The sequence below is a fragment of the Clostridium sp. AF36-4 genome (genome assembly GCF_003435975.1).
Classification (GTDB): domain Bacteria; phylum Bacillota; class Clostridia; order Lachnospirales; family Lachnospiraceae; genus Eubacterium_F.
In genome coordinates, this window is sequence record NZ_QTVH01000003.1 from 1 (window position 1) to 24475 (window position 24475).

The 24475-nt window shown below is 38.4% G+C and carries 20 protein-coding genes; 2 read left to right on the top strand and 18 right to left on the bottom strand.

Annotated features, from left to right (window positions below):
- Positions 1-147 precede the first annotated feature (147 nt).
- The 8 genes from DW005_RS02185 to aroB all read right to left on the bottom strand — a co-directional run bounded on the left by DW005_RS02185 (position 148) and on the right by aroB (position 8632).
- Complete coding sequence (locus tag DW005_RS02185; protein ID WP_117477976.1) at positions 148-1209, bottom strand: DUF4367 domain-containing protein; 1062 nt, start codon at positions 1207-1209, stop codon at positions 148-150.
- Entirely contained in the window at positions 1199-1723 is a 525-nt protein-coding gene (locus DW005_RS02190; RefSeq protein ID WP_181974914.1) for a sigma-70 family RNA polymerase sigma factor, read from the bottom strand. The genes DW005_RS02185 and DW005_RS02190 overlap by 11 nt, the downstream gene beginning before the upstream one ends.
- An 864-nt stretch (positions 1724-2587) precedes the next feature.
- Positions 2588-3256, bottom strand: a complete 669-nt coding sequence (locus DW005_RS02200; RefSeq protein ID WP_117477979.1) for an HAD family hydrolase — start codon at positions 3254-3256, stop codon at positions 2588-2590.
- Positions 3253-3765, bottom strand: coding sequence for a shikimate kinase (locus DW005_RS02205; protein WP_117477980.1), 513 nt, complete (start codon positions 3763-3765; stop codon positions 3253-3255). Before DW005_RS02205 ends, DW005_RS02200 begins: the two co-directional genes overlap by 4 nt.
- Before the next feature lie 27 nt (positions 3766-3792).
- Entirely contained in the window at positions 3793-4779 is a 987-nt protein-coding gene (locus DW005_RS02210; protein ID WP_347461345.1) for a calcium/sodium antiporter, read from the bottom strand.
- Positions 4780-5065: 286 nt separating this feature from the next.
- Positions 5066-6910 carry a DUF2207 domain-containing protein gene (locus DW005_RS02215; RefSeq protein WP_117477981.1) on the bottom strand — a complete coding sequence of 615 codons (1845 nt, stop codon included), beginning with the start codon at positions 6908-6910 and terminating at the stop codon, positions 5066-5068.
- Positions 6907-7464 (bottom strand): LemA family protein, encoded by a 558-nt coding sequence (locus tag DW005_RS02220; RefSeq protein WP_117477982.1) that lies wholly within the window; start codon positions 7462-7464, stop codon positions 6907-6909. Before DW005_RS02220 ends, DW005_RS02215 begins: the two co-directional genes overlap by 4 nt.
- A gap of 46 nt (positions 7465-7510) precedes the next feature.
- Positions 7511-8632 carry a 3-dehydroquinate synthase gene (aroB, locus tag DW005_RS02225; protein ID WP_117477983.1) on the bottom strand — a complete coding sequence of 374 codons (1122 nt, stop codon included), beginning with the start codon at positions 8630-8632 and terminating at the stop codon, positions 7511-7513.
- A 183-nt stretch (positions 8633-8815) separates the two neighbouring features.
- Between aroB and glmS the strand changes: the two genes are divergently transcribed.
- The gene (glmS, locus tag DW005_RS02230; RefSeq protein WP_117477984.1) at positions 8816-10639 is read left to right on the top strand and encodes a glutamine--fructose-6-phosphate transaminase (isomerizing); all 1824 of its coding nucleotides are present in this window, start codon (positions 8816-8818) and stop codon (positions 10637-10639) included.
- A 95-nt stretch (positions 10640-10734) separates the two neighbouring features.
- Here the strand turns inward: glmS and DW005_RS02235 are convergent, their stop codons facing one another.
- Positions 10735-11358 carry a DUF4867 family protein gene (locus DW005_RS02235; RefSeq protein WP_117478105.1) on the bottom strand — a complete coding sequence of 208 codons (624 nt, stop codon included), beginning with the start codon at positions 11356-11358 and terminating at the stop codon, positions 10735-10737.
- A gap of 154 nt (positions 11359-11512) precedes the next feature.
- Here DW005_RS02235 and DW005_RS02240 point away from each other — a divergent pair, with 154 nt between their 5' ends.
- Positions 11513-12493, top strand: coding sequence for a LysR family transcriptional regulator (locus tag DW005_RS02240; protein ID WP_117477985.1), 981 nt, complete (start codon positions 11513-11515; stop codon positions 12491-12493).
- A gap of 2 nt (positions 12494-12495) precedes the next feature.
- Here DW005_RS02240 and DW005_RS02245 read toward each other — a convergent pair whose 3' ends face one another.
- The 9 genes from DW005_RS02245 to DW005_RS13735 form a co-directional block, all read right to left on the bottom strand.
- A complete protein-coding gene (locus tag DW005_RS02245; protein ID WP_181974915.1) occupies positions 12496-13479 on the bottom strand; it encodes an SGNH/GDSL hydrolase family protein in 984 nt (327 codons plus the stop codon).
- 17 nt (positions 13480-13496) lie between these two features.
- Positions 13497-14468, bottom strand: a complete 972-nt coding sequence (locus tag DW005_RS02250; protein ID WP_117477987.1) for a glycoside hydrolase family 5 protein — start codon at positions 14466-14468, stop codon at positions 13497-13499.
- Between the two features lie 13 nt (positions 14469-14481).
- Positions 14482-15315: a polysaccharide deacetylase family protein gene (locus DW005_RS02255; RefSeq protein ID WP_022377960.1), complete on the bottom strand. Its 834-nt coding sequence runs from the start codon at positions 15313-15315 to the stop codon at positions 14482-14484.
- Positions 15308-16597, bottom strand: coding sequence for a glycosyltransferase family 2 protein (locus DW005_RS02260; protein ID WP_022377961.1), 1290 nt, complete (start codon positions 16595-16597; stop codon positions 15308-15310). Before DW005_RS02260 ends, DW005_RS02255 begins: the two co-directional genes overlap by 8 nt.
- 545 nt (positions 16598-17142) lie before the next feature.
- The gene (locus DW005_RS02265; protein ID WP_117477988.1) at positions 17143-19293 is read right to left on the bottom strand and encodes an Ig-like domain-containing protein; all 2151 of its coding nucleotides are present in this window, start codon (positions 19291-19293) and stop codon (positions 17143-17145) included.
- Positions 19294-19448: 155 nt separating this feature from the next.
- Entirely contained in the window at positions 19449-20840 is a 1392-nt protein-coding gene (locus DW005_RS02270; protein WP_181974916.1) for a serine/threonine-protein kinase, read from the bottom strand.
- Positions 20824-22122, bottom strand: a complete 1299-nt coding sequence (locus DW005_RS02275; RefSeq protein ID WP_117477990.1) for a hypothetical protein — start codon at positions 22120-22122, stop codon at positions 20824-20826. The genes DW005_RS02270 and DW005_RS02275 overlap by 17 nt, the downstream gene beginning before the upstream one ends.
- A gap of 13 nt (positions 22123-22135) precedes the next feature.
- On the bottom strand, positions 22136-24310 hold the full coding sequence (locus tag DW005_RS02280; RefSeq protein ID WP_117477991.1) for a PT domain-containing protein: 2175 nt from the start codon (positions 24308-24310) through the stop codon (positions 22136-22138).
- Positions 24311-24329: 19 nt separating this feature from the next.
- Positions 24330-24470, bottom strand: a complete 141-nt coding sequence (locus DW005_RS13735; protein WP_181974917.1) for a hypothetical protein — start codon at positions 24468-24470, stop codon at positions 24330-24332.
- Positions 24471-24475 lie beyond the last annotated feature (5 nt).

Sequence of the window (24475 nt, forward strand, 5' to 3'; positions counted from 1 at the left end):
GAACATAACATACATAAAATTAATATCATTGAAATTATTTTAATTTTTTTCATGGATACCCTCCTTAAATTTAATATTCATATATAATAACCCTCAACAAAATCATTTTTGGACAAAAAATCACATTTTTTATAAAATTTTTTTCAGCTAATTTTCTGGTGTAACGCTTTTGGCCACTTTCAGCAATTCTTCTGCCGAAATATTCCCGACACCTGTCACCGTAAATACATATTCATCCGTTGCCCATATAATTGTCTTTTTCTTCTTCTTATTATTTAATTGTCCCTTCCAACCATTAATTGTTACTTCCTTTCTGCTTGCATTTTCTGAATCAATTGATATTGTTCCTCCCATTGTGCTTTGTCCAAATGTCAAAAACTGTTTTTTATTCTTGGCATAATACATATCGTATGTCCAATTTTCCTTAAGACAGCCTTCTTCCCACTTTGAATACCCATCTGGTATATATGCCGGACTATAATATGTCTCAATTTCATCGGGTGGCATTTGAGCCACCGACTCAGCCATGCGAATCATCTCATCCCGTTCCACTGCTGCTTTTGTTGACAACTGAAATACATACTCCTCTGTTACAAATCTTAAAATGCTTTCTTTTCCTTCGTATCCATACTGTCCTTTATATCCATTAATGGCAAGAATCTCCTGATCTGCCAACTCTAAATCAGCAGTCGTTTTCTCTGTTTTAATCAATTGCTCAAAGCAGATACGCTGCTTCTCCTTTTTGTAAACTATTTTATAGGACTGTGTCTGCCAATCTTCGCCATGCTCTTGAAATCCTTCTGCAATATATGTCAGATGGTATCTTCGCTCGATCTTTGCCGGGATGTTTTCTTTTTCTTTTGGGGATGCAGTCTGCACAGGATTTTCTACATTAAAATGAAAATCATCTTCATTTTTACCTAAATTCACATCCCAGTTTACTATTGCCTGACGGACTTTTTCCATCGCATATGTAGAAACAGCACCTACAAGCGATACGATAAGAATAGCCGCCGCAATTCTTGACCACTTTTCCCAACGCTTTTTTTTATGCGCCAGCCTGTGTATCTTTTTCTGATCCATTCTTTTTTGGGAGGTTTCAATCCGTTGCTCTATCTTTTTATCTTCGCAGATTTTCAACAATAAATTTAGTTCTTCTTCCCTAACTTCTTTTAATGCCTGACGCAATTCCTCTGTGCTAATCTTCATAAGTCACCCCCATATCTGCCAGTCTATCCTGCAACATTTTTTTGCCTCGTTTCAATCTTTTATATATACTCTGCTCTTTCATCTCTAATATATCAGCAATTTCCTTTGGTGTACACTCATCAATTAGAGCCAAAAACAGACAATCCCGGTATCGCTCTGGCAGATCACGTATGGCCATTTTAACTAGTTCTTGGACTGTTTTAGTTTCATTTGCTCTTTCTGGTGATGCCTCAATACGGACATCCTCTAGCGTAGCCAAAAGTTCTTCAACCTGTATTCCTTTCTTCTTCCTTAGCATATTTAGAGCCAGCCTCTTAGTTATAATAACCACAAAATTTTTTGTTTTTGGACTAGATGGATCAGAAACTTTTGAAATATTTTTATCAATACGAATAAATGCCTCCTGCAAAACATCTTCTGTATCTTCAAAATTTTGTAAAATACTATAGGAGACTTTGTACATAAGTTTATAATACAGCTCATAAATCTGGTTAAATTTATCATCCGATGCCATATAAAACCTCCTAATATATAAGAGTAGGGGTTCAGTACCCAACAGCCAGTTGGCATTTCCCCCTCTCATTGTTTAAGCACCCTTTATTATTCTGATTAAAAATTATAACATACGGATATATATCTTTCAATGTACACCAAATCTTGAAAAATGCGAAGCAATTTGCCCCGCATTTCATTACACTGTCTATTAGTTTATCTGTTCCATTCATCTTTATCTGCCTTATAAACAGGGCAACTATCCCTTGCACGTTCTGGTGTGTTCATATCCTCAACGAAACTCTCCACCGCCTTCATATACACCTCTGCCTGTCCCAGCGTGCATATCCGGTTCTCCAGTGTAATCTCGTCCCTTATTTCCAAAACATTTATGGCTTGTTCCGTCTGCACATTCCATAAGTACCACAATGAATGTTTATGCCCATGCCACCAGAGAGGCGAAACGGACTTCCGCAAGGCTTTTGGATAAGGTGGTGGGCGGTAATTAAAAAAGTTTCCCTTGTTTTGGTCTTATGAGGGCAAAAACAAGGGAAAACAGTTGGTTTGATGATGTAATGGGTTTGACAGATTGCATAAAATGGGGATTTGGGTAAGGAATGTTAGTTTAATAAAAATTATATGTTATGGTTTGTATCAAACAATTTATGTTAGTTTTTCAGGGTTCCAACAATTCACAAAGAAAAGATTTACGTCTCATGGGTACGAATGCGCGGGTATCAGGCTATGCGTATTTTGCATGCCGATACCCCTGCGTATTCGTCTTAGCGGGAGCGCCCATGAGACATAAACTTTTCTTTGTGAATTGTGGAAACTGAAATAAGCATCCATAAATATTTATCACAAACTATATCAACTGTATCTTACACTAATTCATAGCAGTGTCGAGAAGAATTATATTTCTAACTGCTTCTACTGAGTCAGCAACAAAGTCAGCTCCGGCCTCTTCCAGTTCTTCTCTACTGCCGTAACCAAATAATACACCGGCGCAATCGATTCCGTTTTTCTTTGCCCCGATGATGTCATGGGAGCGGTCGCCGACCATAAGAACTTTCTTATTATTATATTCTGCCGGAATCTGTTTTAGAGCGTAAGAAATAACTTCTGCTTTGTCTGTGCGGGTTCCGTCCATATTAGCCCCGGCGATATAGTAAAAATAGTTGCTCAATTCATAATAATCGAGAATTTTTTTCGCATAAATCTCTGGTTTTGAAGTGGCAACGAGACAGAGAACACCCTGTTTTGTTAAATCACGAAGGAGCTGTTTTATTCCCGGATATACTTCATTTTCGAACATTCCCTTTTCTTCATAATATTCTCTGTAATAGGAAACGGCCTGCATGGCCTGTTCCCTTGAAAAAGAATAAAATTTCTCATAAGACTCGTGCAGTGGCGGTCCAATAAAACGATAAAGAGATTCCCGTGGCTGTCCTTCAATTCCATATTTTTTCAGAGAATACATCACCGAATTGGTTATTCCGAGTCCGGGATTTGTCAATGTTCCATCTAAATCAAATAGTACAATGGGATATCTCACTTTTTTATCTCCTTCTTCCAAAGTTTTGTCATTTCTTCCACAACCTCACGAATCGATTTTCCTTCGCAGTCTACTACATAATCAGCATATTTTTCGTATAACGGTTTTCTTTCCTCATATAAATCCAGTAAAGTCTGTCCTTTGCGGATAGAAACGCCGCGCTCCGACAAATCTCCAAGACGATTTTTCAGCTCCTCATAAGATAATTTCAAATAAAAAACCGCACCGATTTCATGCAGATGCTGCATAGCTTCCTTTCCATACACTGCACTTCCGCCGGTTGCAATAATTGTTCTTTTCACATCAATAGATGCGTTTACTTGATTTTCTATCTCATTAAATCCGTCAAGTCCTTCTTTTTCAATAATTTCATGAAGAATGCACCCCTCTCTCTCCTGAATCACCAAATCAGAGTCAAGAAAAGAGAGGCCTAATCTTTTTGCAAGTACAACACCAACTGTACTTTTTCCCGCTCCCGGCATACCAATCAGTACAATATTTTCTTTCATCTACCGTATCTCCTCCTGAAAAAATCATTATCCGCGCCAGATTGAAAAGGCGGTATAAGCTAAATACATTACGATCATGGTAAAGCCCTCTGCCCGGTTAATCCGCTTTCCTGTAATTACAAAACCAAATGCAATCAAACTTACTGCAAGCAATACACACAAATCCACGAAAGAAGCCATTGAAATCGCAATCGGATGTATGGCACTGGAAACTCCTAAAATCAACAAAAGATTAAAAATATTGGAGCCAACCACATTGCCGACAGCCATTCCGGTCTCACCTTTGGATGCCGCAACAATTGATGTCACAAGTTCCGGCAGGCTTGTCCCAATTGCAACAATCGTTAAACCGACTAATGTTTCACTCATGCCCCACGCTAGTGCAATATTTTTTGCATGAATTACCACAAGCTGTCCTCCAATAATAATTGCTGCAAGACCAAATATAATATAAAGAAGGCATTGCCACATCGGCATCTTTTTTGCCTCATCATTGTCTGTTTCTTTATTCTTTTTTGCGAGATAAATCGTATACGCAAGATACAATACAAACAACGCAATTAAGATAATTCCATTCCATCGGTACAGCACACCGCCGGATGCATTCATATTTCGATAATCCGGCACTTTACCGACAAAAAACAGATTACCGGCAAGAATCAACAAAATAAGCGTTGCCACCAAAGAAATCGGATAATCTCTCTTCTTAATTCCGGAATCTACCGGCAGGGCTTTCATCATCGCACAAATACCAAGCACCATCAAAAGATTAAAAATATTCGATCCAACCACATTGCTGACTGCAATCGCATTGGAACCGGAAATTCCCGCTGATACACTGACCGCAAGTTCCGGTGCACTCGTTCCCATCGCCACAATCGTAAGTCCGATAATGACACCGGGCACTTTAAAAATCCGTGCCACTCCGGCACTTCCGTCGACAAAGGCATCTGCCCCTTTAAGCAGCAAGACAAATCCAATCACCAGTAACAAAAGGTCTAACCACATTTTCATTTTCATTCCTCCATTCTTTTTCCTGCCACCATAAAGTCTCAGCCAAGTAAGTTTAGCTTATGCCACAATAAAAGCGAGACTTTACCGCAACACAAATAAAACACTGTGCCACAATAAAAGTCTCGCTTCGTAGAATATGTACCGGAGTCAGGCTATCTTTTTTTGATACCCGCTCGTGTATTGACGATATCATATTACGTTTAAAAAAACGCAAGCTACTCCCCTTTATTCGTAGTTTATCAAACTATAGCATAATTATACGAGAAACGCAACATTTTTTTATTTTTTACCAGCTTCCGCCGCCACCACCGCCGGAACCACCGCCGGAAAATCCGCCGCCGCTACTGGAACTTGGTGTCGAAGTCATACTCGTCATCGCCGTAGACATGGTCGAAGACATAAAATGACTAAACATAATATAATCAAATGCGCGGTCATCCTCGCTCGAATACCAATTCGGTGCTGACATCGTAAGAGACTCAAATTTCTTCATCCACTTACTCGACACGTCAAGGACATAAGTATACGGAAGTATATCATAAAAATACTCCGGATTTTCTTCCACAAGAGCCTCTAGTTTATCCTTTTCTGCTGTAATCAGGAAATTGCGGAAACCTAAAATTCGTCCAAGGATTTCTGTGCCATACGGTGTTCGTTTAGACAAGAAATCATGGAAGAACATTGCCACACAAGAAGCTCCCAAAGCAATAAAGTAGGAAATCCGGTACAATGGGTCAACACACTGCATTGCCGAGTTCATAAAGAAATAATATGCAACTGCCGCACCTGCTAACAATCCCAAAAAGATACCGATTCTAGGCAGTATTTTCCCTTTTCGAAATAGGAAAAAGGAACCTAACATCACGGCAACACCAATGCCAAGTGGAACCAAAAGTCCAAATATTGTGGAATACTCATAATTTTTGACCGGATAAAAACCGGCAAAAAGACAAGCTAATATCGACAGCATCCACAAAATCCAGCCCTTATTAATGGAATTCGCATAAAAAAGTTTCTCTTTGTTTTCCCTGGAATTCACTTCCGATTTAATCGAATTAATCGTTTTATAGAAGGAATCTTCCAAATCAATTTTGTCAACACGATCAAAAGAACTAAACAAACCGTCCATAAAGAGTTTCTCTGCCTTATTCATGCCATTATACTCTAATCTCTTAATCAGCGTAAAATCTTTTTTATTTGGTCCCTGATGAATTTCAATATAGCCTTTTTGTGCCAAATCAACAATCATAGAAACGACATCTTTTGAAGACACATATCCCCGATAGGCAAATGCAAGTTCCACACTATTTAAGCCATCCGGCGGATAAAATTCAACCGTTTCAACAACCTGGTCATCACGGCCGAAAACAAACCAAAGAAGAAATGCCACAATCACAGCTAATGCAGCAAAAACAATTCCTACATATGCCATCCACGGTGTATGTTTTACCTTTATAAAATAACCTTCCGGCAATGAAAGACGGACATTCACGCCTTCTCCGGCGCCAAGGGCAACGCTCGTATCCAGCTCACCATAAATCGTGTTTCCATCAATCCCATAATACAAACCATCCAACTTTGATTCACCGTAGGAACCATAAGACATTCCAAGGTTATTTTCATCAAAAGTTTCAGGCATCTCAATGGAAAATGATACATTGGAAATGGTAGTCTCCCATCCCGTACCAATTACATTAAAATAAAACTCGTCCTCATTTGGCAGCACATCATTCCCCATCACATAATTATAGGAAATATTATATTCATATTTGCCTGTAATTTCTACGTCTTCATCACCAAGGCGAACATGCAGATTATTACCTTCTCTGGAAGATTCATATTCCTCGTCTCCGCAGTCAAGGTTCTCCACTCTTGCCACAATGCGGTTCGAACTGCCATCTTCACGCTTTACATCATTAACAAGTGGAATATCACGGTATATACCATGACTTTTTGACTTAAAATTTACTTCTATATGCTCTTTTATTTGATAGGTGTTATCCTTTGTCACCTTCATATTTACCTCATATTTATCAATGGTAAAATTTGCCGCCTTCGCATTCATTGGAGCAGCAAAGAAAAGGGAAAGAACAATAAAAACACCTGCAAGCAGAAAACTTTTTATTTTCAATCGAATTTCACCTTCACATTCTGGCGCTCTGCCTGGCTCTCAACCTCAAACATCGGTTTCTTCTCAAAGTGGAACATACCGGCAATAATATTTGTCGGAATCGTCTGTACCGACATATTATAACGTTTTACCGTACCGTTATAATATTTTCTGGAATTGGCAATATCCTCTTCCACTGCCTCCAACTGATTGCTCAAATTCATAAAGTTCTGGTTTGCTTTCAAATCCGGATAAGATTCTGCCAACGCCATAATGTTAGGTATTACGCTGGAAATAGCAGCTCCACTCTCAATTTTCTGTTCTTCAGTCATACTGTCGTAATTGCTTCCTCTCTTTTCAATAACAGCAATCAGAGTTTCACTTTCATGTTTTGCATAACCTTTTACAGTTTCTACCAGATTTGGTATCAAATCAAAACGCTTTTTTAAATAAACATCCATCGTAGCAAATGCCTCTTCGACATTTACTTTCTGTTTCACAAGTTTGTTGTAACTACTGATTACAAAAATAATTAAAAGTAATACAACAGCACCAATAATAATTCCTACTAACATGTTATCCCTCTTTCTCCGGTTTTTCCGGGGTTATTATAAATCTATTTTAAAGTACAGTATCATCCATTAACACTGCACGAATTTCTTCCTCCGATACGCATCTTGCGTACGTTTCTTCTCCAAATGTCATGACATCGCCGATTCCTTTTTGGAAAACAAAGCGAAGTCTGCCATCTCTTACTTTTTTGTCCGTGTACAATTTTTTCACTAATTCTTCACGGTCAATGTACTCTGGAATTCGAACCGGAAGTCCCACTGCCTGCTGAAGTGTAATCACCCGTTCACACTCTTTTTTTGACAGATAGCCGGATCGATATCCAAGCAAAACCTGCGCCGTCATACCAATTGACAATGCCTCACCATGCAAAAGCCGGTAATCACTCACAGTCTCAATGGCACGCCCTACCGTATGTCCGAGATTAAGAATCTCACGAAGATTATTCTCCTTTTCATCTTTCATCACGACTTCATACTTGACCTTACAGTTATGCTCGGAAATGTATGTACAGGCTTCTTTGTCGCAGGAAAGAATATCCTGCCAGTGTTCTTCTAAATAAGTAAACAATTCATAATCCGCAAGACAAGCATGCTTAATCGTCTCCGCAAGTCCATTGATTAAATGACGTTTCGGAAGTGTCTTCCACGCATCAATATCCACATAGACTTTCTTCGGCTGATAAATCAAACCAATCAGATTCGTAGCCAAATCGGTATCCACCGCTGTCTTTCCACCAATTGAAGCATCTGCCGCAGCAAGAAGCGTCGTTGCATAATGAATCACCGGCACACCTCTGCCAAACGTTCCAGCCAAGAAACCGGCCAAATCCGTCACGACACCACCACCGACTGCAATGACACAACAGTCACGGCGGTACCCCTTCGCCAACATGGCATCCTCAATCTCTTCTTTTGTCTTTCTTACTTTACTTTTTTCTCCCGCCGCAAATACAAATAAATCTCCCTGATATCCGGCTGCAAGGATTTTCTCTAAAACCGGCCTGCCATAAACTTCATCCACATTCGAATCTGTAATCACAGCAAACTTCTTTTTATTTCCAACAAGACCTTCTTTTATGTCCTGAATCATATCATCTATCAGTCCACAGCCAATCTGAACATCATAAGAGTCATCTACCACTTTTTTCAGTGCAACATGAAAATTACTCATATGTCATTTTCTCCTTTGTCATATTCATATTTAGTATACCGTATCTTACCTTTTAGCGCAACTAATCTTATCGCATTTCTTGACATTATTCACAAGAAATGATACCATTTCATAGAATAAGAAAATGATAGAAAAGGCGTCGTTTGCCTATTTCAAAAACATGCGTTAAAGGAGATATTTACTATGTGCGGAATTATTGGATATGTAGGTCTTGATGATGCAAAAAAAGAACTGTTAAAAGGCTTACAGGCATTGGAATATCGTGGCTATGACAGTGCAGGTATTGCTTACTGCCAGCCAAACGGAATAAAAACAATCAAAACGGTAGGAAAAGTATCTTGTTTAAAAGATAAAGTTGCCAAAGAGGCTGCGGATGATGTAACCACCTGCGGTATCGGCCACACCCGCTGGGCAACACATGGTGGCGTATCGGATACAAACTCCCATCCTCACACTGCCGGAAAAGTTACTTTGATTCATAACGGAATCATTGAAAATTACAAGGAATTACAGGAAGAACTTGCTGCAAAGGGAAAAGAACCAATCTCCCAGACCGATACAGAAATCGCCGCAATGGTAATTGATGACTGTTATACCGGTGACCCGGAAGCTGCTATTCGTAAAGCCATTTCAAAACTGGTTGGTGCCTATGGTTTTTGTATTATTTTTTCCGATATCCCGGAAACCATCTATGCGGTAAGAAACGGCAGTCCTTTAGTTGCCGCTCATACAGACCGTGGCTCTATCATCGCTTCTGATATGGTTGCTTTGGTCAGCCACACAAAACATTATTTCGTATTAAAGGAAGGTCATATTGCGAAGTTAACAAAAGATGAAATCATTGTAAAAGACGAAAATGGGGAAGTGTACGGACCTTATATCCATCACATCAGCTGGGATATGGCTTCCGCAAAAAAAGGCGGTTATGATTATTTCATGATGAAAGAAATCCACGAACAGCCGGAAGCACTCCGCAACACCATTCGTCCTCGTATGGTAAACGGACTTCCTGATTTTTCTGCAGACGGTGTTGGCGATGAGCTTTTCACTGATGTCAGCCGAATTGTTATTACTGCCTGTGGTACGGCAATGCATTCCGGACTGATGGGCAAAAACATGATTGAACGTCTCTGCCGCATTCCGGTTACCGTTGATATTGCTTCGGAGTTCCGCTATCAGAATCCGATTATTGATGAACATACCTTGCTAATCACCGTTTCACAGTCCGGCGAAACCGCAGACACACTTGCTGCTCTCCGTCTGGCAAAAGAACGTGGTGCCAAAACACTTTCTGTTGTAAATGTAAAAGGTTCTTCCATTGCCCGCGAAAGTGATTATGTACTTTATACTCATGCCGGTCCGGAAATCGCAGTTGCCAGTACAAAAGCATACAGTGTTCAGGTTGCTGTTATGTACTTGATTGCTTTCCGCTTTGCATTGGTAAACGGAAAGATTTCAGAAAAAGACGCTGCTGGCCTCATGACAACCATGATAGATACGGTTGACAAAGTGGAGGATGCCCTTACTTACGACCAGCAGACGGAGCGCATTGCCAAGCGTCTGACATCCGCTACGGACATCTTTTTCCTTGGCCGCGGATTAGATTACGCATTATCCTGTGAAGGTTCGTTGAAGTTAAAAGAAATCAGTTATATTCATTCGGAGGCTTACGCTGCCGGTGAATTGAAACACGGAACAATTTCATTGATTACGGATAATGTTCCGGTTATCGCTTTGGCAACACAGCCGGATGTTTATGCAAAAATTATTTCTAATGTACAGGAAGTACGCTCCCGTGGTGCGAAAGTTATCCTGATTACCGGTGCTGACGCCAGTGTCGATGCCGCTTTATGTGATTATCACATTGTTTTACCGGAGACAGACCCACTGTTTGCACCATTTGTAGCTACTGTCATTTTACAGTATCTCGCTTACTATGTATCCGTTGAAAAAGGTCTTAATGTTGACCAGCCACGTAACTTAGCAAAGAGTGTTACTGTTGAATAACATTTAATAAATGAAAATACAAAAACCGGTGAGAACAAAAACGCTTTCGTCATGTTTCTCACCGGTTTATTATTTTTTATCTGCTAATCTTTTATTTACTCGACACTGATGTTCTCGCCCTTTAAACCATTGAATGCTCCTTCAATCTTAGCATCTTCATGAGCAATGAGCCATTTGTTTCTTGCTACAAGCAATGGGTCTTCTTTTGCTCCTTCCGGTTTTACTTCCAAATCCAAGTTTGTGTCTTTTGGAAGAACAACAACACATCGGAAGTTATTTCCATCTACACTGCAAGGTGCATAATGAAGTGTTGTCGCATAAACTTCTGCTACTGTTCCTTTTGGAAGAAGAAATGCTTCAATTTTCGATGTATCATATGTATAATCATCTTCAATATCCTGCTCGCTTCCAATCAAAAGAATCAAGTCGGTGCAGGCAACATTTACTTCGGATGAACGATGATACTCAACAGCATTCAATAAATGATTATTTCCGTTGCAGTAACCAATCTGAATTGGAAGTCCGCCATACAAACTATCGGTAAATGCTTTCATGACTGGCAATTTTTCAATCTCTTTATCGGATGGGATATAAATAACCGCATCGTCGGGACATTCTGTCTTTTCCATCGCCGTCATCAACTCAGCCACATCATACTCTCCGGTCAATATTCTTCCGTATTTGCGAAAACTTTTGTCTGTTACTTTTTGAATTTGAATACTCATTAAAAAATACCTCCTAAATCGATTGTTTTTCTCAATTATAACGACTTATCGAAAGGATGTCAATAAAATGACCTGCAAGATTTTTCTTGTCACAATATTATCTTTTTGTTATAATTATTACAATATATGCAAGGAGATATTATAGGCTATGACAACACAACAGATTCAATGTATTATTACTTTAGCTGAAGAAGGCAGTTTTTCAAAAGCAGCAAAAAAACTTTTTGTCACACAGCCTTCTATTAGTCAGCTTATTAAAAATATGGAAATGCAGCTTGGTGCGCCGTTGTTCGACCGCTCTTCTTCTCCAATTCAGCTAACTCCTATCGGACAGGCCTACTACGATGCAGCCAAAAAAATCTTATCGACGGAGCGCGAATTAGAAAACCGTATTTCCGATATTAACAACTTAAAAACCGGTTCTTTGACGATTGGTACTACACCTTTTCGTGGCTCCTGTATGCTTCCAAAAAGTTTTGCCGCTTTTTCGAAGAAATTCCCGGATGTAAAATTAGATGTCATCACAGAAAGCGTGAAAGAACTTCAAAATCTTCTCCTGTCCGGAGAAATTGATGTCTGCATTGAGGCAACAGACTTTGATACTGAATTATTTTACACGGAAGACCTTGCAACCGAACATTATTATTTAGCAGTAAGCAAAGAAAATCCGTTTAATGAGACACATAAAGAACAACAACTTAAAACATCCGATATTGTTTCGGATTCTTCCGCTTTGTATAACAATAAAGAAATTTCATTAAGCGACTGTTTGAATGAATCTTTCATTGTTCTTGACACAAAAAATAATGATCCGGATATTACTGTAGATTTGTTCCAGCATATGAAACAGATTCCACAAATCAACCTGCGATGCTACAACATCGAAACGATGTTTCACTGGGTAAATTCTAATTTAGGAATGGGTATTATCCCGGATACGCTGATTCGTTTTGGAAACTTTGAGAATCATCCGATTTACTACAAAATCAAAGAGCCAAAGGGCTGCTTTGGCATTACGGAAAAAAAGATTGTGGTTGCCTATAGTAAAAAACACTTTTTAACACAGACAGCCCCAATCTACATCGACTTACTGAAACAACTGATTGGTCAGGGAACTTGGAAATTCTAATACTAACATCCAATCATCAGCCGCAGGTGAAATTGTGAGTAATCCCAATTTGCCGGCGGCTTTCCTTTTCCTGCATAAATAACAAGATGATACGTTTCTTCGCTGCCATCTCCCCCTACGTAATGACATACGGGATTTCCCCAAGCCATACTCGCATAAGCATCCGCTCCACACACTTTCTGACCGTCCAGCATAAATACCAAGCCCGCCTCATTTTTGATACTGTCCTGCCAAAACTCCATAAGCATCATTTTCATGGTAATTTCAGTATCCAATATTACATCACCCGGTTTGGTATCAACCATTTTTTCAGACAAATCCATAATATAGGAATTTCGGAATGCTCCTAAAAATGCGGGGGTTTCCGGATAATAATCTTCCATCACATTTTCTTTTTGTTCTTTCTCCTGAAATAAATTTAACAGCTCAGAAGTAATTATCTCATGTCCAAGTGGTGTCGGATGCACATAATCCAAACCATATTCTTCCCAGGTCAATTCCCCTTTTTGAATCTTGTCCGTAATAGTTTTCCCAATATCAACAACCGGTAAATGATAATGAGAAGCCACTCTTTCCATTGCTCCCCTTGTACAATGACCCTGGTCATTGCAAAACAAAAGAATAACTACATGCGCACCTGCCTGAATTAACTGGCTGCAAATGCCTTCCGTAGACTCCCATAAATAACGGTCTCCGGTATCATTCATCGCATAATCCAAAAAAACAAGGTCCGGTTTTTCCTCAATTAATTTTTTAACCTTATATAAACCATTTGAAGACATTGTCCCGGACTGTCCATAGCGAAGAACCGAAACTTTTCGCCCATTACTAAGCCTCTCTTCAATTTTTTGTTCAAAGAGAGAAACAAAACAAAGTTCTCTTTTTACCCGCTCTCCCTTTGATAAAGAGCCTCCTAAAAATGCCACCTTAAGTTCTTTTCCTTTTGTTTTTTGTAACACATCACTTATGTAATTTACAGCGTCCATGTACATGAATTCCTCTCTTATTTTTTCCACCATTTTGCAATCCATTTACCGGATTTTGATAAGTTTTTATAGCTTATCTTATCTGTTTTTCCGCATTTCGATTGAATGAGTGCGGAAGTTTCATTCTTATTTGAAATGTTCCATGCAATATGTCCAATTTTATATTTTTTAAGAAGTTTCATCCATTTTGACGCACTTTTTTTGTCGATTCCACCATTTCCCGAAGCATCACAAATGCTAAACTCCGATACTAACATAGGAAGCCCCGACTGATAAGCACTTTTACATTTATTACGCAAAAAATCCGTATGCGTTGCCGCATAAAAATGAAGCGAATACACAATGTTTTTCTCTTTCAGCGGACTCTTTGCCACCACATCAACATCCTGCGACCAAGTCGGAGTTCCCACAATAATGATATTTTTCTTGTCATATTTTCTTATTTTTTTAATTGCTTTTTTTGCATAAGGCTTAATATCCTTTGCCCAGGTTACATTTCCGTTTGGCTCATTACATATCTCGTATAATATATTATTTTGCTTACCATATTTTTTTGCATACCGGGTAAAAAACTGAAAGGCCCGTTTCTGACTAGTCTTAGGATTTCCGTCACTTAATATATGCCAATCAAGGACAACATACATGCCTAGTTCCGTGGCATATCGAATTCCCTCATCCACTTTCTGATATAAAGATTTCGAATAGCCAGCCCCTTTATCACTATATAAAGCGAGACGAATCGTGTTCACTCCCATCTTTTTAAAACTCTGAAAGCAGCTCTTATTTACATACTGAGGAAACCACGCAATACCATGCGTGCTAACCCCTTTTAACTGAACTTTTTTCCCAGCTTTATTAACAATGTTGGTTCCAGACACCTTTAGCTGTCCCCATTTTTGAACCGGTGTCGCTGCTTTTGTATTTGCACTCATAAAAAGGAAAACAAAACAAATACCAAAAGTAAGAAGCCATAACGGTCTTTTTTTCATACAATCTCCTCCATTACTCCATCACAAATTCATCTTCAATTTTATAACATGTTCCATCGATTTCAACCCATACCGGCATCTTAGATGGATTGTAAATACGTTTGCCATCTGCGGAAAATACAAGATTTTCATACGCATTTACGTAATCATAAATTTCGCCGTTTGTCGCATACCAGACATCATCCTGTTTTGCTACTTTCTCCATAAAACGGTCCATGCGCTCCCAGTTGTTATTTCTCTCAAATTCAAACGTATGTCCCCACACATAGAACAAAAGTGGTCTTTCTACGTTTTGTTTCGAAACAAACTCGTCTGCCAAATCAAACAAAGCTTCATCATCATGATGACATGTCGGATTCCAAGCAAGCCAATTCTCTGGCAAGTCAAAATTTTCTGTACTCTCAACCGTACGGCAGTAAGTAATTCCGCATTGTTTTAAAACATCAATTAAAGTATCGTCGTACCATCCATACGGATACGCCATCCCCCGTATGATTTTTCCATACAAACTTTCTAGAGATTTGCGGCACAAAATCGTGTCTTCCGCCATTTCAAGCGGAGTTAATGAGGTCATATATTTATGCTCATTACCATGGTTTGCCACTTCTACAAGCGGATGTTCATACATTTCTTTGGCTTTCTTTTTCGTAACCAAACGATAAGTTTCCCCCTCCGGATAAGTCGTTCCCTCTTTTGCAAACCATCCGGGAATCAAGTTAAAAGTAGCCTTCATCTGATACTTTTCAAGTAGCTCAATCAAATCTGCATCTTCTTCCATGCAGTCATCATAACTAAGTGTCACTGATTTTTTCTTTCCCTCCGGGAAACGCATAAATCTCTTATTCATCAACAATCTCTCCTCTCATACGGCGTGCTGCCGCTAAAAAAACTCCTTGATTCATGTAAATAAACAACCATTTGGAATAACCGTAATTTTTGCATATTTCTATATCATTTTCATCCACGACGCAATTTCGTTCGGAATCAATTAAAATTTCCTTTCCATCCGGCATCTTCTCACTATAAAAAATATAGTCACAAAATCGAAATACAATCTCTGCCTTTGTCTGCTCTTCTTCCCTCAAATCCGGACAAACCGAAGCAATAAAATTGCGAAGATAATAAGCATCTTCTTCCTGATTGTTTTCTTCTATTGCAAAACTTTTCCTGCCCTGCAGAGTCTGTATAAGCTTATTGTCATTGGCATCATTTTTCATGATTTTGTAAGAATCTGCCTTTCCACGCACACCAGCCAGTGCATCATAAAACGCATAGGAAATTGTCTGTCGGACATTATGTTCTTCACGAAACATACTCTCATACATTGCATCAAACACTGCCCCCAGCACTTTAACACTCATTGCCTCCATCTGCGCCTCCGGCGTAAACCGCATAAAGAAATTGGTCCGGTTTCTCCACATATAATAATTGATAAAGGTATTTTCCTTCTTTGTATTCGCCCCCATTTGATGTAGCGCTTTTGCCTCTGCCAACGTAACAACACGGTATCCTGCCAATTTTATACGATATCCCCATTCCATATCATCCCAGTATATAAAATTATCTTCCGGCATAATCCCGACACCTTTTTGTTTCACTGTATCTGCCCGTACCATAACGGCACAGGTTGCCACCGTGTCACATTCAATCACATCAGGCAAACTGCCATCTTCCGGCATGTCCGCTCCAATCGTTTTTGCCGTGCAGTTGTCAAAATCAATGAGTAGTCCACTCTGCTGAATATAATCCGACATCTGTGTGTGGTAAACACGACATCCAGCCATACCGGTATCTGTATGCTCTTCCATGTAATGATATAAAACAGAAAGTGCATTTTCATCCACGGCTGCATCATCATCTAAGCACATAAAATAAGAATACCCTTTATCCCTGACGATTCGTAATCCGGTATTAAATCCACCGGAGCCACCAAGGTTTTCTTTATTTTCAATTACGGTAATCCGGTTTCCATATGCCTTTTTTAATGCCTCTGCACTTCCATCAGACGATGCATTATCCACAACATAAATATCAAAATTCTTCTCTTTGCTTTCTAAAACACTCTGTACGCATTGCAGTACAAAGTCCTTTTTGTTGTAGTTACAAATTACAACACCTATTGGATTCATCTTTTCACCCCCCAGTCCTATTTATTTTACCATAAGTGAATACAAATGAAAACTATTCTTTTTCTCCAAGTTTGTGTCAAGTGTTCGTTGGCACTTTTTTTGTTTTCCGTAATTCCGTAGAAAAGCTTTGCGTCTCGTGGGCACTCCCGTTTAACAAACGCGTAAGGGTATGGGCATGCAAAATACGCAAGCCTCATACCCACGTGTTTGTACCCACGAGTCACAAAGTTTTTCTACGGAATTACCGGAATCCAAAGGAACTGGCAGCGAACATTTGTCACACACTTTTTGCTCTAACACCTTGAAAGCAACTTACGCCCATGAAAAAGCCGATAAAACAAAGCCAAACGCACCAAATTCCGGTACCCAAAAAAGCGAAAAACGCCACCTCTAATAAAAGGAGCGTTTTACGCCAAAAATTATTTTATACAATTCTTTTTTTCTGCATACTGCATTCTTCCTATTATTTTTTGCTTGAATTTTCCATACAAGCTTAGAGATTCCGGGAAATTTTAAACTACCTTTTTTTCATTACCTCTTCTTCATTACCCCTCTTGCTCCGCTTTCTTTTCTGCATTCAATACAACGGTGCTGTTTCCATTTACAGTAAAGTTTCCGGATACTTTGTAATCTCCCAAAGAATTCGAAAGACGATACTCTTTAAATGTTCCTTCGGTGCTTTCCTCAACTTTTCCATAAGCGGTAATGTCATTATCACTGGAATCATAATCATATGTTACTACTTCATAACTTCCAGCCGGCAGATATACAAACATGGAATGATCCGCATCATAACTGTCATCATAATCAGAGACGCGGTATGTTACTCCATAGGAACTAATCACATTCAGATGCGATACAGAATATCCGGCTGCTCCGGCAATATTCGTTGCAATATTTACCTTGTATACCGGAAGTTTAAAGTTTTTCACTGCATTTGCATAGAACATATTTCCAACCGAATAATCATAGGCATTACCACCGTAATATCTATCTCCGGTATAGGTATAATAGTCACCCGGCAATGTTCTGGCTACATATGTTCCGTCTTTTTCTGTCCTTACATAGAATGAACCATATCTTCCATACTCATCTGCTTTAGTAAAACCGGTCACATAACCGTATTTAACAGGCTGACCTGCCGCATCTACAACCTTACCAGATATGGTAACACCGGCAACAAAATTAAAGGTAACCGCATCACTTGCTTTCAATGATTCATTATTGTCATCCTTCACCATTACATCAAATCTGTAGGTTCCCGGATTAATTGCAACCAGATTGTAGTCTTTGTCATAACGCAGTTCAGACAAGCTTTTTCCGTTATATGTCACGTCATATGAGTAGTCTCCGCTTCCTCCGGCTACATGTACTTTTGCGCGGATATCCGAAGAATAAATATTAAAACCACTTTCTTCATTTTGAATTGTTTTTGGGTCATTCGGACGATATGCCAATTCCGTTGAAACAGGCTCCGTTACAGTAACAATCTGAGTATCAGAACCTACAACAAAGATAATTTTCTTTGTAAATACGGTTCCCTTTTCATCATATCCACTCAAAACAGCCGTCGTTCCACGCTCGATATTAGCAAATTTACCTCGTACTAAAACCTTTGTCTTATCCTCACTAAAATATGCTTTCAAGCCTGATGGAAGTCCTGTCAGAGAAGTATACGTAATCGCCCCTACGGCATTGGAATTGCCAATTTCAAAATTGTCGCTGTAGCGGTCTTTTCTGTCTTTATTGAATTCGACATAATAAACCTCTGTATTTCCTGCATCTCCATATCCTGAAATATTGTCAATATAGATTTCAACCGATTTATTCGTTGCCAGAGCAGAAATTGTCACTTTCAAATAATCTGTCGCATATACCTGCTCTTTTAATGTAATATCATAAATCTTCTGATCATTTGTTGTCACGCTTTCCACATGCTTGGTTAAATATTTCGTAGATGAAACACCGGAACGGGTCTGAACCTGAAAATCAGCTGCGGATAATGCTTTTTTCCCAGTCAGAATAACACGAATCACATTTTTTCTCACTGCTGAAACACTCGCAATTCCAGCACCGACTTTAACGGTAACACTAGCCTTTTTCTTACTTCCGTCAACCGCCGATGCCGTAATTTTTGCAGAACCTTCCCGAAGTCCTTTAACAACGCCTTTTGATGTCACAGCAGCCACTTTTTTGTTGGAACTTGTCCAAACAACTTTCTTGTAAACATTTTTCTTAGGTGTTACTTTTGCTGTCAGTTTTTTTGTTCCGCCCGCCGACAAAACAAAATTCTTGCTGTTAATTTTTACCTTTTTAACAGCCGCTTTTTTTACATAAACTTTTAATACGGTTTTCTTTTTCTTGTTCTTCTTTGATGTAATCGTGATTTTTGTTTTTCCCGCTTTTACACCCTTTACAACACCTTTTGCTGATACCGTAGCAATCTTTTTGTTTGCCGATTTATAAGTGACTTTTTTATTTGCTTTCTTATTCGGTTTTACCTTTACGGTCGTTGTAATTTTAACTTTTTTACCTTTTGCCACATATACTTTTTTTCCTGATGGTGCGGATGCTGTCACTTTCTTTACACTGGCTTTTTTCGCCTGAGCATCACTTGCGTTACATACAACTGCTGTTGAAAGTGCTGCAGCAAAACTTAACGCGCCAATAAATGCTTTTGTTAATCTTCTATTCATTTAATATCCTCCCTAATAAAATTTCATTTCCCGGAATCTCTAAACTTGTATTTTCCCTTGTTACCGCTTTCTGTTACTCCTCCCTCCGTGGCATAATTACAAGATTATGATAATTATAACATCGTTTTGATAGATAGGCAAATGTTTCTCAACTCCTACCATGGAAGACGTCCATCAAATTTATCATGTTCTTTCTTTTTGACCGGTTTTGTCGTTGGTTTCGGAGTCGTTTTTACTACAATCTTACGCTTTGGACCTTTTCCTATCGTAAGCACCTGCGTATAACTTTGATCGCAAAACAAGACTTTTTTACTATGTATTTTTTGCGAAACCACCTTGCCTTTATTTTTTTTAGAACTTATTTTCCATCGAACTTTTATTTTTAAGTTTGCACTAAGGGTATGCAGTTTTTTTATTGCTTTGCTCTGTTTTAAACCTATGACATTACACATTCTGTATGTCTGCCTTGTTGGTATAGGGCTTGGTGCATAAGTTTTATTAACCGGTTTGGTGGTGGTTATTACACGAGCGGATGGTGATTTTTCAGTTGTTGTATCCTCTTTCTCAAAAGAACTGCATTGCGCTATCGCAGTAGCGGCACATGCTGCAAGCAGACAGACGATGCCACCATACTTAACCCATTTACCAGTAGATTTCCCATTCGAATACAATGCCGCACACAATTCATCCATAGAAGAATATCTTTTTTTTGCATCTACCGCCATCCCCCTCATAATCACCTGTTCTTTATAGCGCTTCAAACCAATATCCTTAAAACGCCAAAGCGGTACAACCTGGTCACGAATCAATCTCTTCACCGACTCATCCGGTCTTATACCAGTAAGCATAAAATACATTGTTGCACAAGCCCCATAAACATCGGTATAGGCACCCTTGTGAGATTTCTCTACATACTGTTCCTCTGCCGAATAACCTCGCTTAAAAAAGACTGTCATGGTCTTATTATCTTGTGTTTCCGAAAATCTGGCTGCGCCAAAATCAATCAACACACCTTTGTTGTCCGTTGTTAATACAATATTATCCGGTGAAATGTCTCTATGTAGCAATCCTTCTTTATGGATTTCCCCTACCGAGTAAAGAATCGGTTTCATAATCGCTAACACATGCTCCGGCTCCATCGGTCCCTGACTCTCCACAAACTGTTTCACATTTTGACCTTTAATCCGCTCCATCACCATATAAGCCGTTTGATTTTCATAGAAAAAATCTTTTACCATAACTATGCTGTCCAGAGAGTCAAAACGAGCCAATATCCTTGCTTCATTTATAAATTTTTCCAATCCGATAGAAAATAACTCACCAGAGCGACCTTTGTAGACGACGACTTTTTTCTCACCACTCATTCTCATTGCAAAACGACGCGGGAAAAACTCCTTAATAGACACCTGCTGTTGAAGCACCTTATCATATCCCAAATAGACAATTCCCATGCCGCCCTCATCAATCACATCTAAAATTTCATATTTTTTATTTAGGACTGTACCTTTTTTTAGCCAATAGCCTTCATATTCACTCATCATCACCATTCTCCGCATCCAAATATTGTTCCAAAACATCTGCTAAAGAATACATTTCATCCTTTTGAAAACATCCACATAACACCCCATCCAATTCATATTTTTCTTCTTCTACAGGGGCCATCTTGCAAGCATTTAAAATATGATTTGCAAAATCGACAAACTCTTTTTTTGCCTTTTTTGCATCATAATTTTCACTCTCCATACGTCTTGCATAACGTTTTTGCGATAAACATAATATAAGCGGCAGAATATCCTGTCTTGTTATCAATGAACATCTTCGTTGTTGTTCTTTTATCAATTTATCCCGATTCTCAAGATTAGGAGTTACGATTAATTTCATTAACTTTTCCTTTTGTACACCAACATTAAGCAAATCGGATAAATACTTATCATCCATAAGTCGCACTTCACTGCGAACCCGTCTTTTGTTATCCAATTTCATTCGCTGTTTCAAATCCGTATACATCTCCGCTAAAAGTTCTGTATTTGAATTTAATGAAATATTTGAAATTTCTACCAACTCAAAAATCGTCTCTTTTAATTGTTTTGAAAGGTTATCATTTTTTTTACAATACTTGCTATTTAAATACCGCGGAATCGTTTTCTTTCGATTTTCAGGATTCATATGCCACTTTTCTTCCCAAAATTCAAAAGAAGTTTCCGCAAGTAAGGTTTCTAAATAATCCTTGGCATCCATTTTTATTTCTGAAATAATTTCTTCCTTAATTGTTCTAAAATAATCCAAAACAGTTTTACTATATCCTTTAAAATCTTCGCTTTTCTCTAACATCCACTGCAAAAAATCATCCGCATCCAATTCACAGTTTTTACCGTATTCTTCCCAAATATCATTCGTACAATTATGTTGTCTGATGGAAAGATCGCCTGGCAGAGACTTTTCAAAACAATCTATCATCTTTATGCAATCATCATATGTCATCTGGTGATAGAATCCATACAAAAAAATCATCTCACGATAATCATTGATCTGAAAATCAGGTTCGCGCATTACATAAACAAACAACTCTTCCATTTCTTTAACGGAAAGCCGCAAATCAAAACCAATTTTAAATAATCCTTCACGATTCGGTCTCTTAATTCCACCTATTCCAAACCACTTTTTTATCGTTTGCGTTGCCGCAATTCGTTTTCCATCTTTTGTTGTTAATTTTAAAAATTTTCGATATGCCTGATAACATTCATCATCTGAAAAATGTTTTTTTTCACTATTTAGCATTTTTTTCATCAAGAAATCATCAAGCCGATTACATCTTTTTGTTTGCATCATATTAATTCACCTTTTATAATTTAATTTTATAAGCCTTGGACCATGGACTTTTTTTATTGTTCCCTGAATAAGTTCTTGTTTTTATGTAGACAATATGCCCTGAACTTGTATAAAGGAAACGATACCGTCCTTTATTCTTCCTAATCATCCTCTTCTTAAATTTCAGTTTTTTATATTTTTTTTGCTCACCCATATAAATATCTGCATACTTTCCTTCATACTTCAAAAACTTGATTTCCAAATAACGTTTTCCCATTTTCGTCTGCTTTTTTTTCACAACAATTTGTGGTTGATTATAAGCATATGTTTTTGCCTCAACTATTTTGGCATACTTCTTTTTGCCCTTCCCCTGAAAAAAAACCGGAATAACTTTATAATAATACGTATTTTTTTTCTTTACAAAACGATCCAGATATGTATGTTTATCTCCTAAAACACTTCCAACTTTTTGATATGTTCCTTTCAAACTACTGCTTCGGAACACCTCATACTTCACAGCACCGGTAAAAGATTTCCATACCAATTTTATCTTATTGCTGCTAGTACAACTTGCCGTCACTCTATCTACCTTGCTTTTTTCAAATGAAAACGAGGGTACTTGTGTCGGTGTCTGCACTGGTGTCTGCGTTGGTGCTTGTGTCGGTGCTTGTGTTGGCTCTTGTGTTGGCGCTTGTGTCGGTGCTTGTGTCGGCTCTTGTGTTGGCGCTTGTGTTGGCGCTTGTGTTGGCGTCTGTGTTGGCGTCTGTGTTGGCGTCTGTGTTGGCGTCTGTGTTGGCGTCTGTGTTGGCATCTGCGTTTCTTCAGCGTTATTCCCATCCGGAAAATACTCCCGTTGATCCACTTTTTCCTCCCATTCAAGAATCCGGTACGAATATGCTGACAATATATCTCTATTTCTCCATGAGCAAATGATATTTTGCGTATCTCCCGGCTTTAATTCATGGAACCATTCACCATACTCCTTTCCAAGCAAATTTCCATCTTTATCGTAAAAAGCAATCAATGGTTTTGTTGGACGCTGAGAACGTTTTGATTCATTTTTCATTCGAATCACCGTCGACAATTGACCATTTATTAAATCTGTCTTTACATCGTCAAATGACCACCATCTGCTATGATCCGAAAAACTTTTATACATATCCGGTGAATTGTTTGATAAACCAGAAGCATCTGAACCTGAAAACCAATTATATTTTTTTATAAATTCTTTTTTCTCCGGCAAAGGCTCTGTTATTGGGAAAGGATTTGTATCCTGCCAAATTTCATCACTAAAATAAGTGTTTTTATCTTCCGGATTTTTACTTGCCCAATTTGTCGCACACCAATCATATGCATATAGCGCATGATCCAATGTTGCCGATGCTATAAGTTCTACTGTCTGCCCTGGTTTTGTTGGTTGCAGAATGCCTCCATAAGTAATGATTTCTTTTCCCTCTTTATTGACAAAATACAAATCAAATACAACCATTGGTAATTCCTTGTTTGTAACATTTGTAACGTTCGCTGTAATATTAATTTGTTTGTTTCGATACAAAACCACCATATCTTCAAATTTGAATCCTCCCATGATTCTGGAACGAATTATGTTGGGCGAGCAATTCATCCATGTATCCTCTGCGATTTTCTCCACCCAGTCTACACGTCTTTGGTAATCATAATATGTTGACGGTAAATCTTTTATTTTATCACTTTTTTCTCCCTTTTCTGATATGTAATTCACAAACCAGCTTTTTGCAAATATGGCAGTATCTTCATCATAAACACTTGTCGTCCAATTCATCGCCATGTTAGTAGAAATCCATGATTCACCGCTTAATAATTCACCTATTTCAGCAATAAAACAATTGTACATGTAATCATTATACCCATTCGATACCCCTATTGAAATTTTTAAATTTTCATAATCCTTTTTTGAATGATTAACAACCTTAACCTTCATCCTGGTCACACCATTTACTCGCTGCAAAGTCATGGGGGTTATTTCTATCTCATCATAAGATTTCATCTGATACATTTCCAAACTGCGATTTACTAATTTCTCTCCATCCCAATCTACCCAATCACAAAGATATTTCCAATCGTTTTCAAAATTGTCATCCGATGCCTTCACAGGCTGTGAGAGCATAAGTGCAGAAATAACTGATAAAATCAGGATTATTGATAGTTGTTTCTTTTTTTTAATACTCATGGCACACCTCTTTACTACGTTATTTGAATCCATTTGCAATTTTTTTGCACTCATTCTTTATGATATTATATACATTAGTTTTAATTTTTGTCAATTTGCCGACTGTATATATTTCACCACTAATATTCTCCTGAGCAACATATTCCATACTAATAAGCATAACAT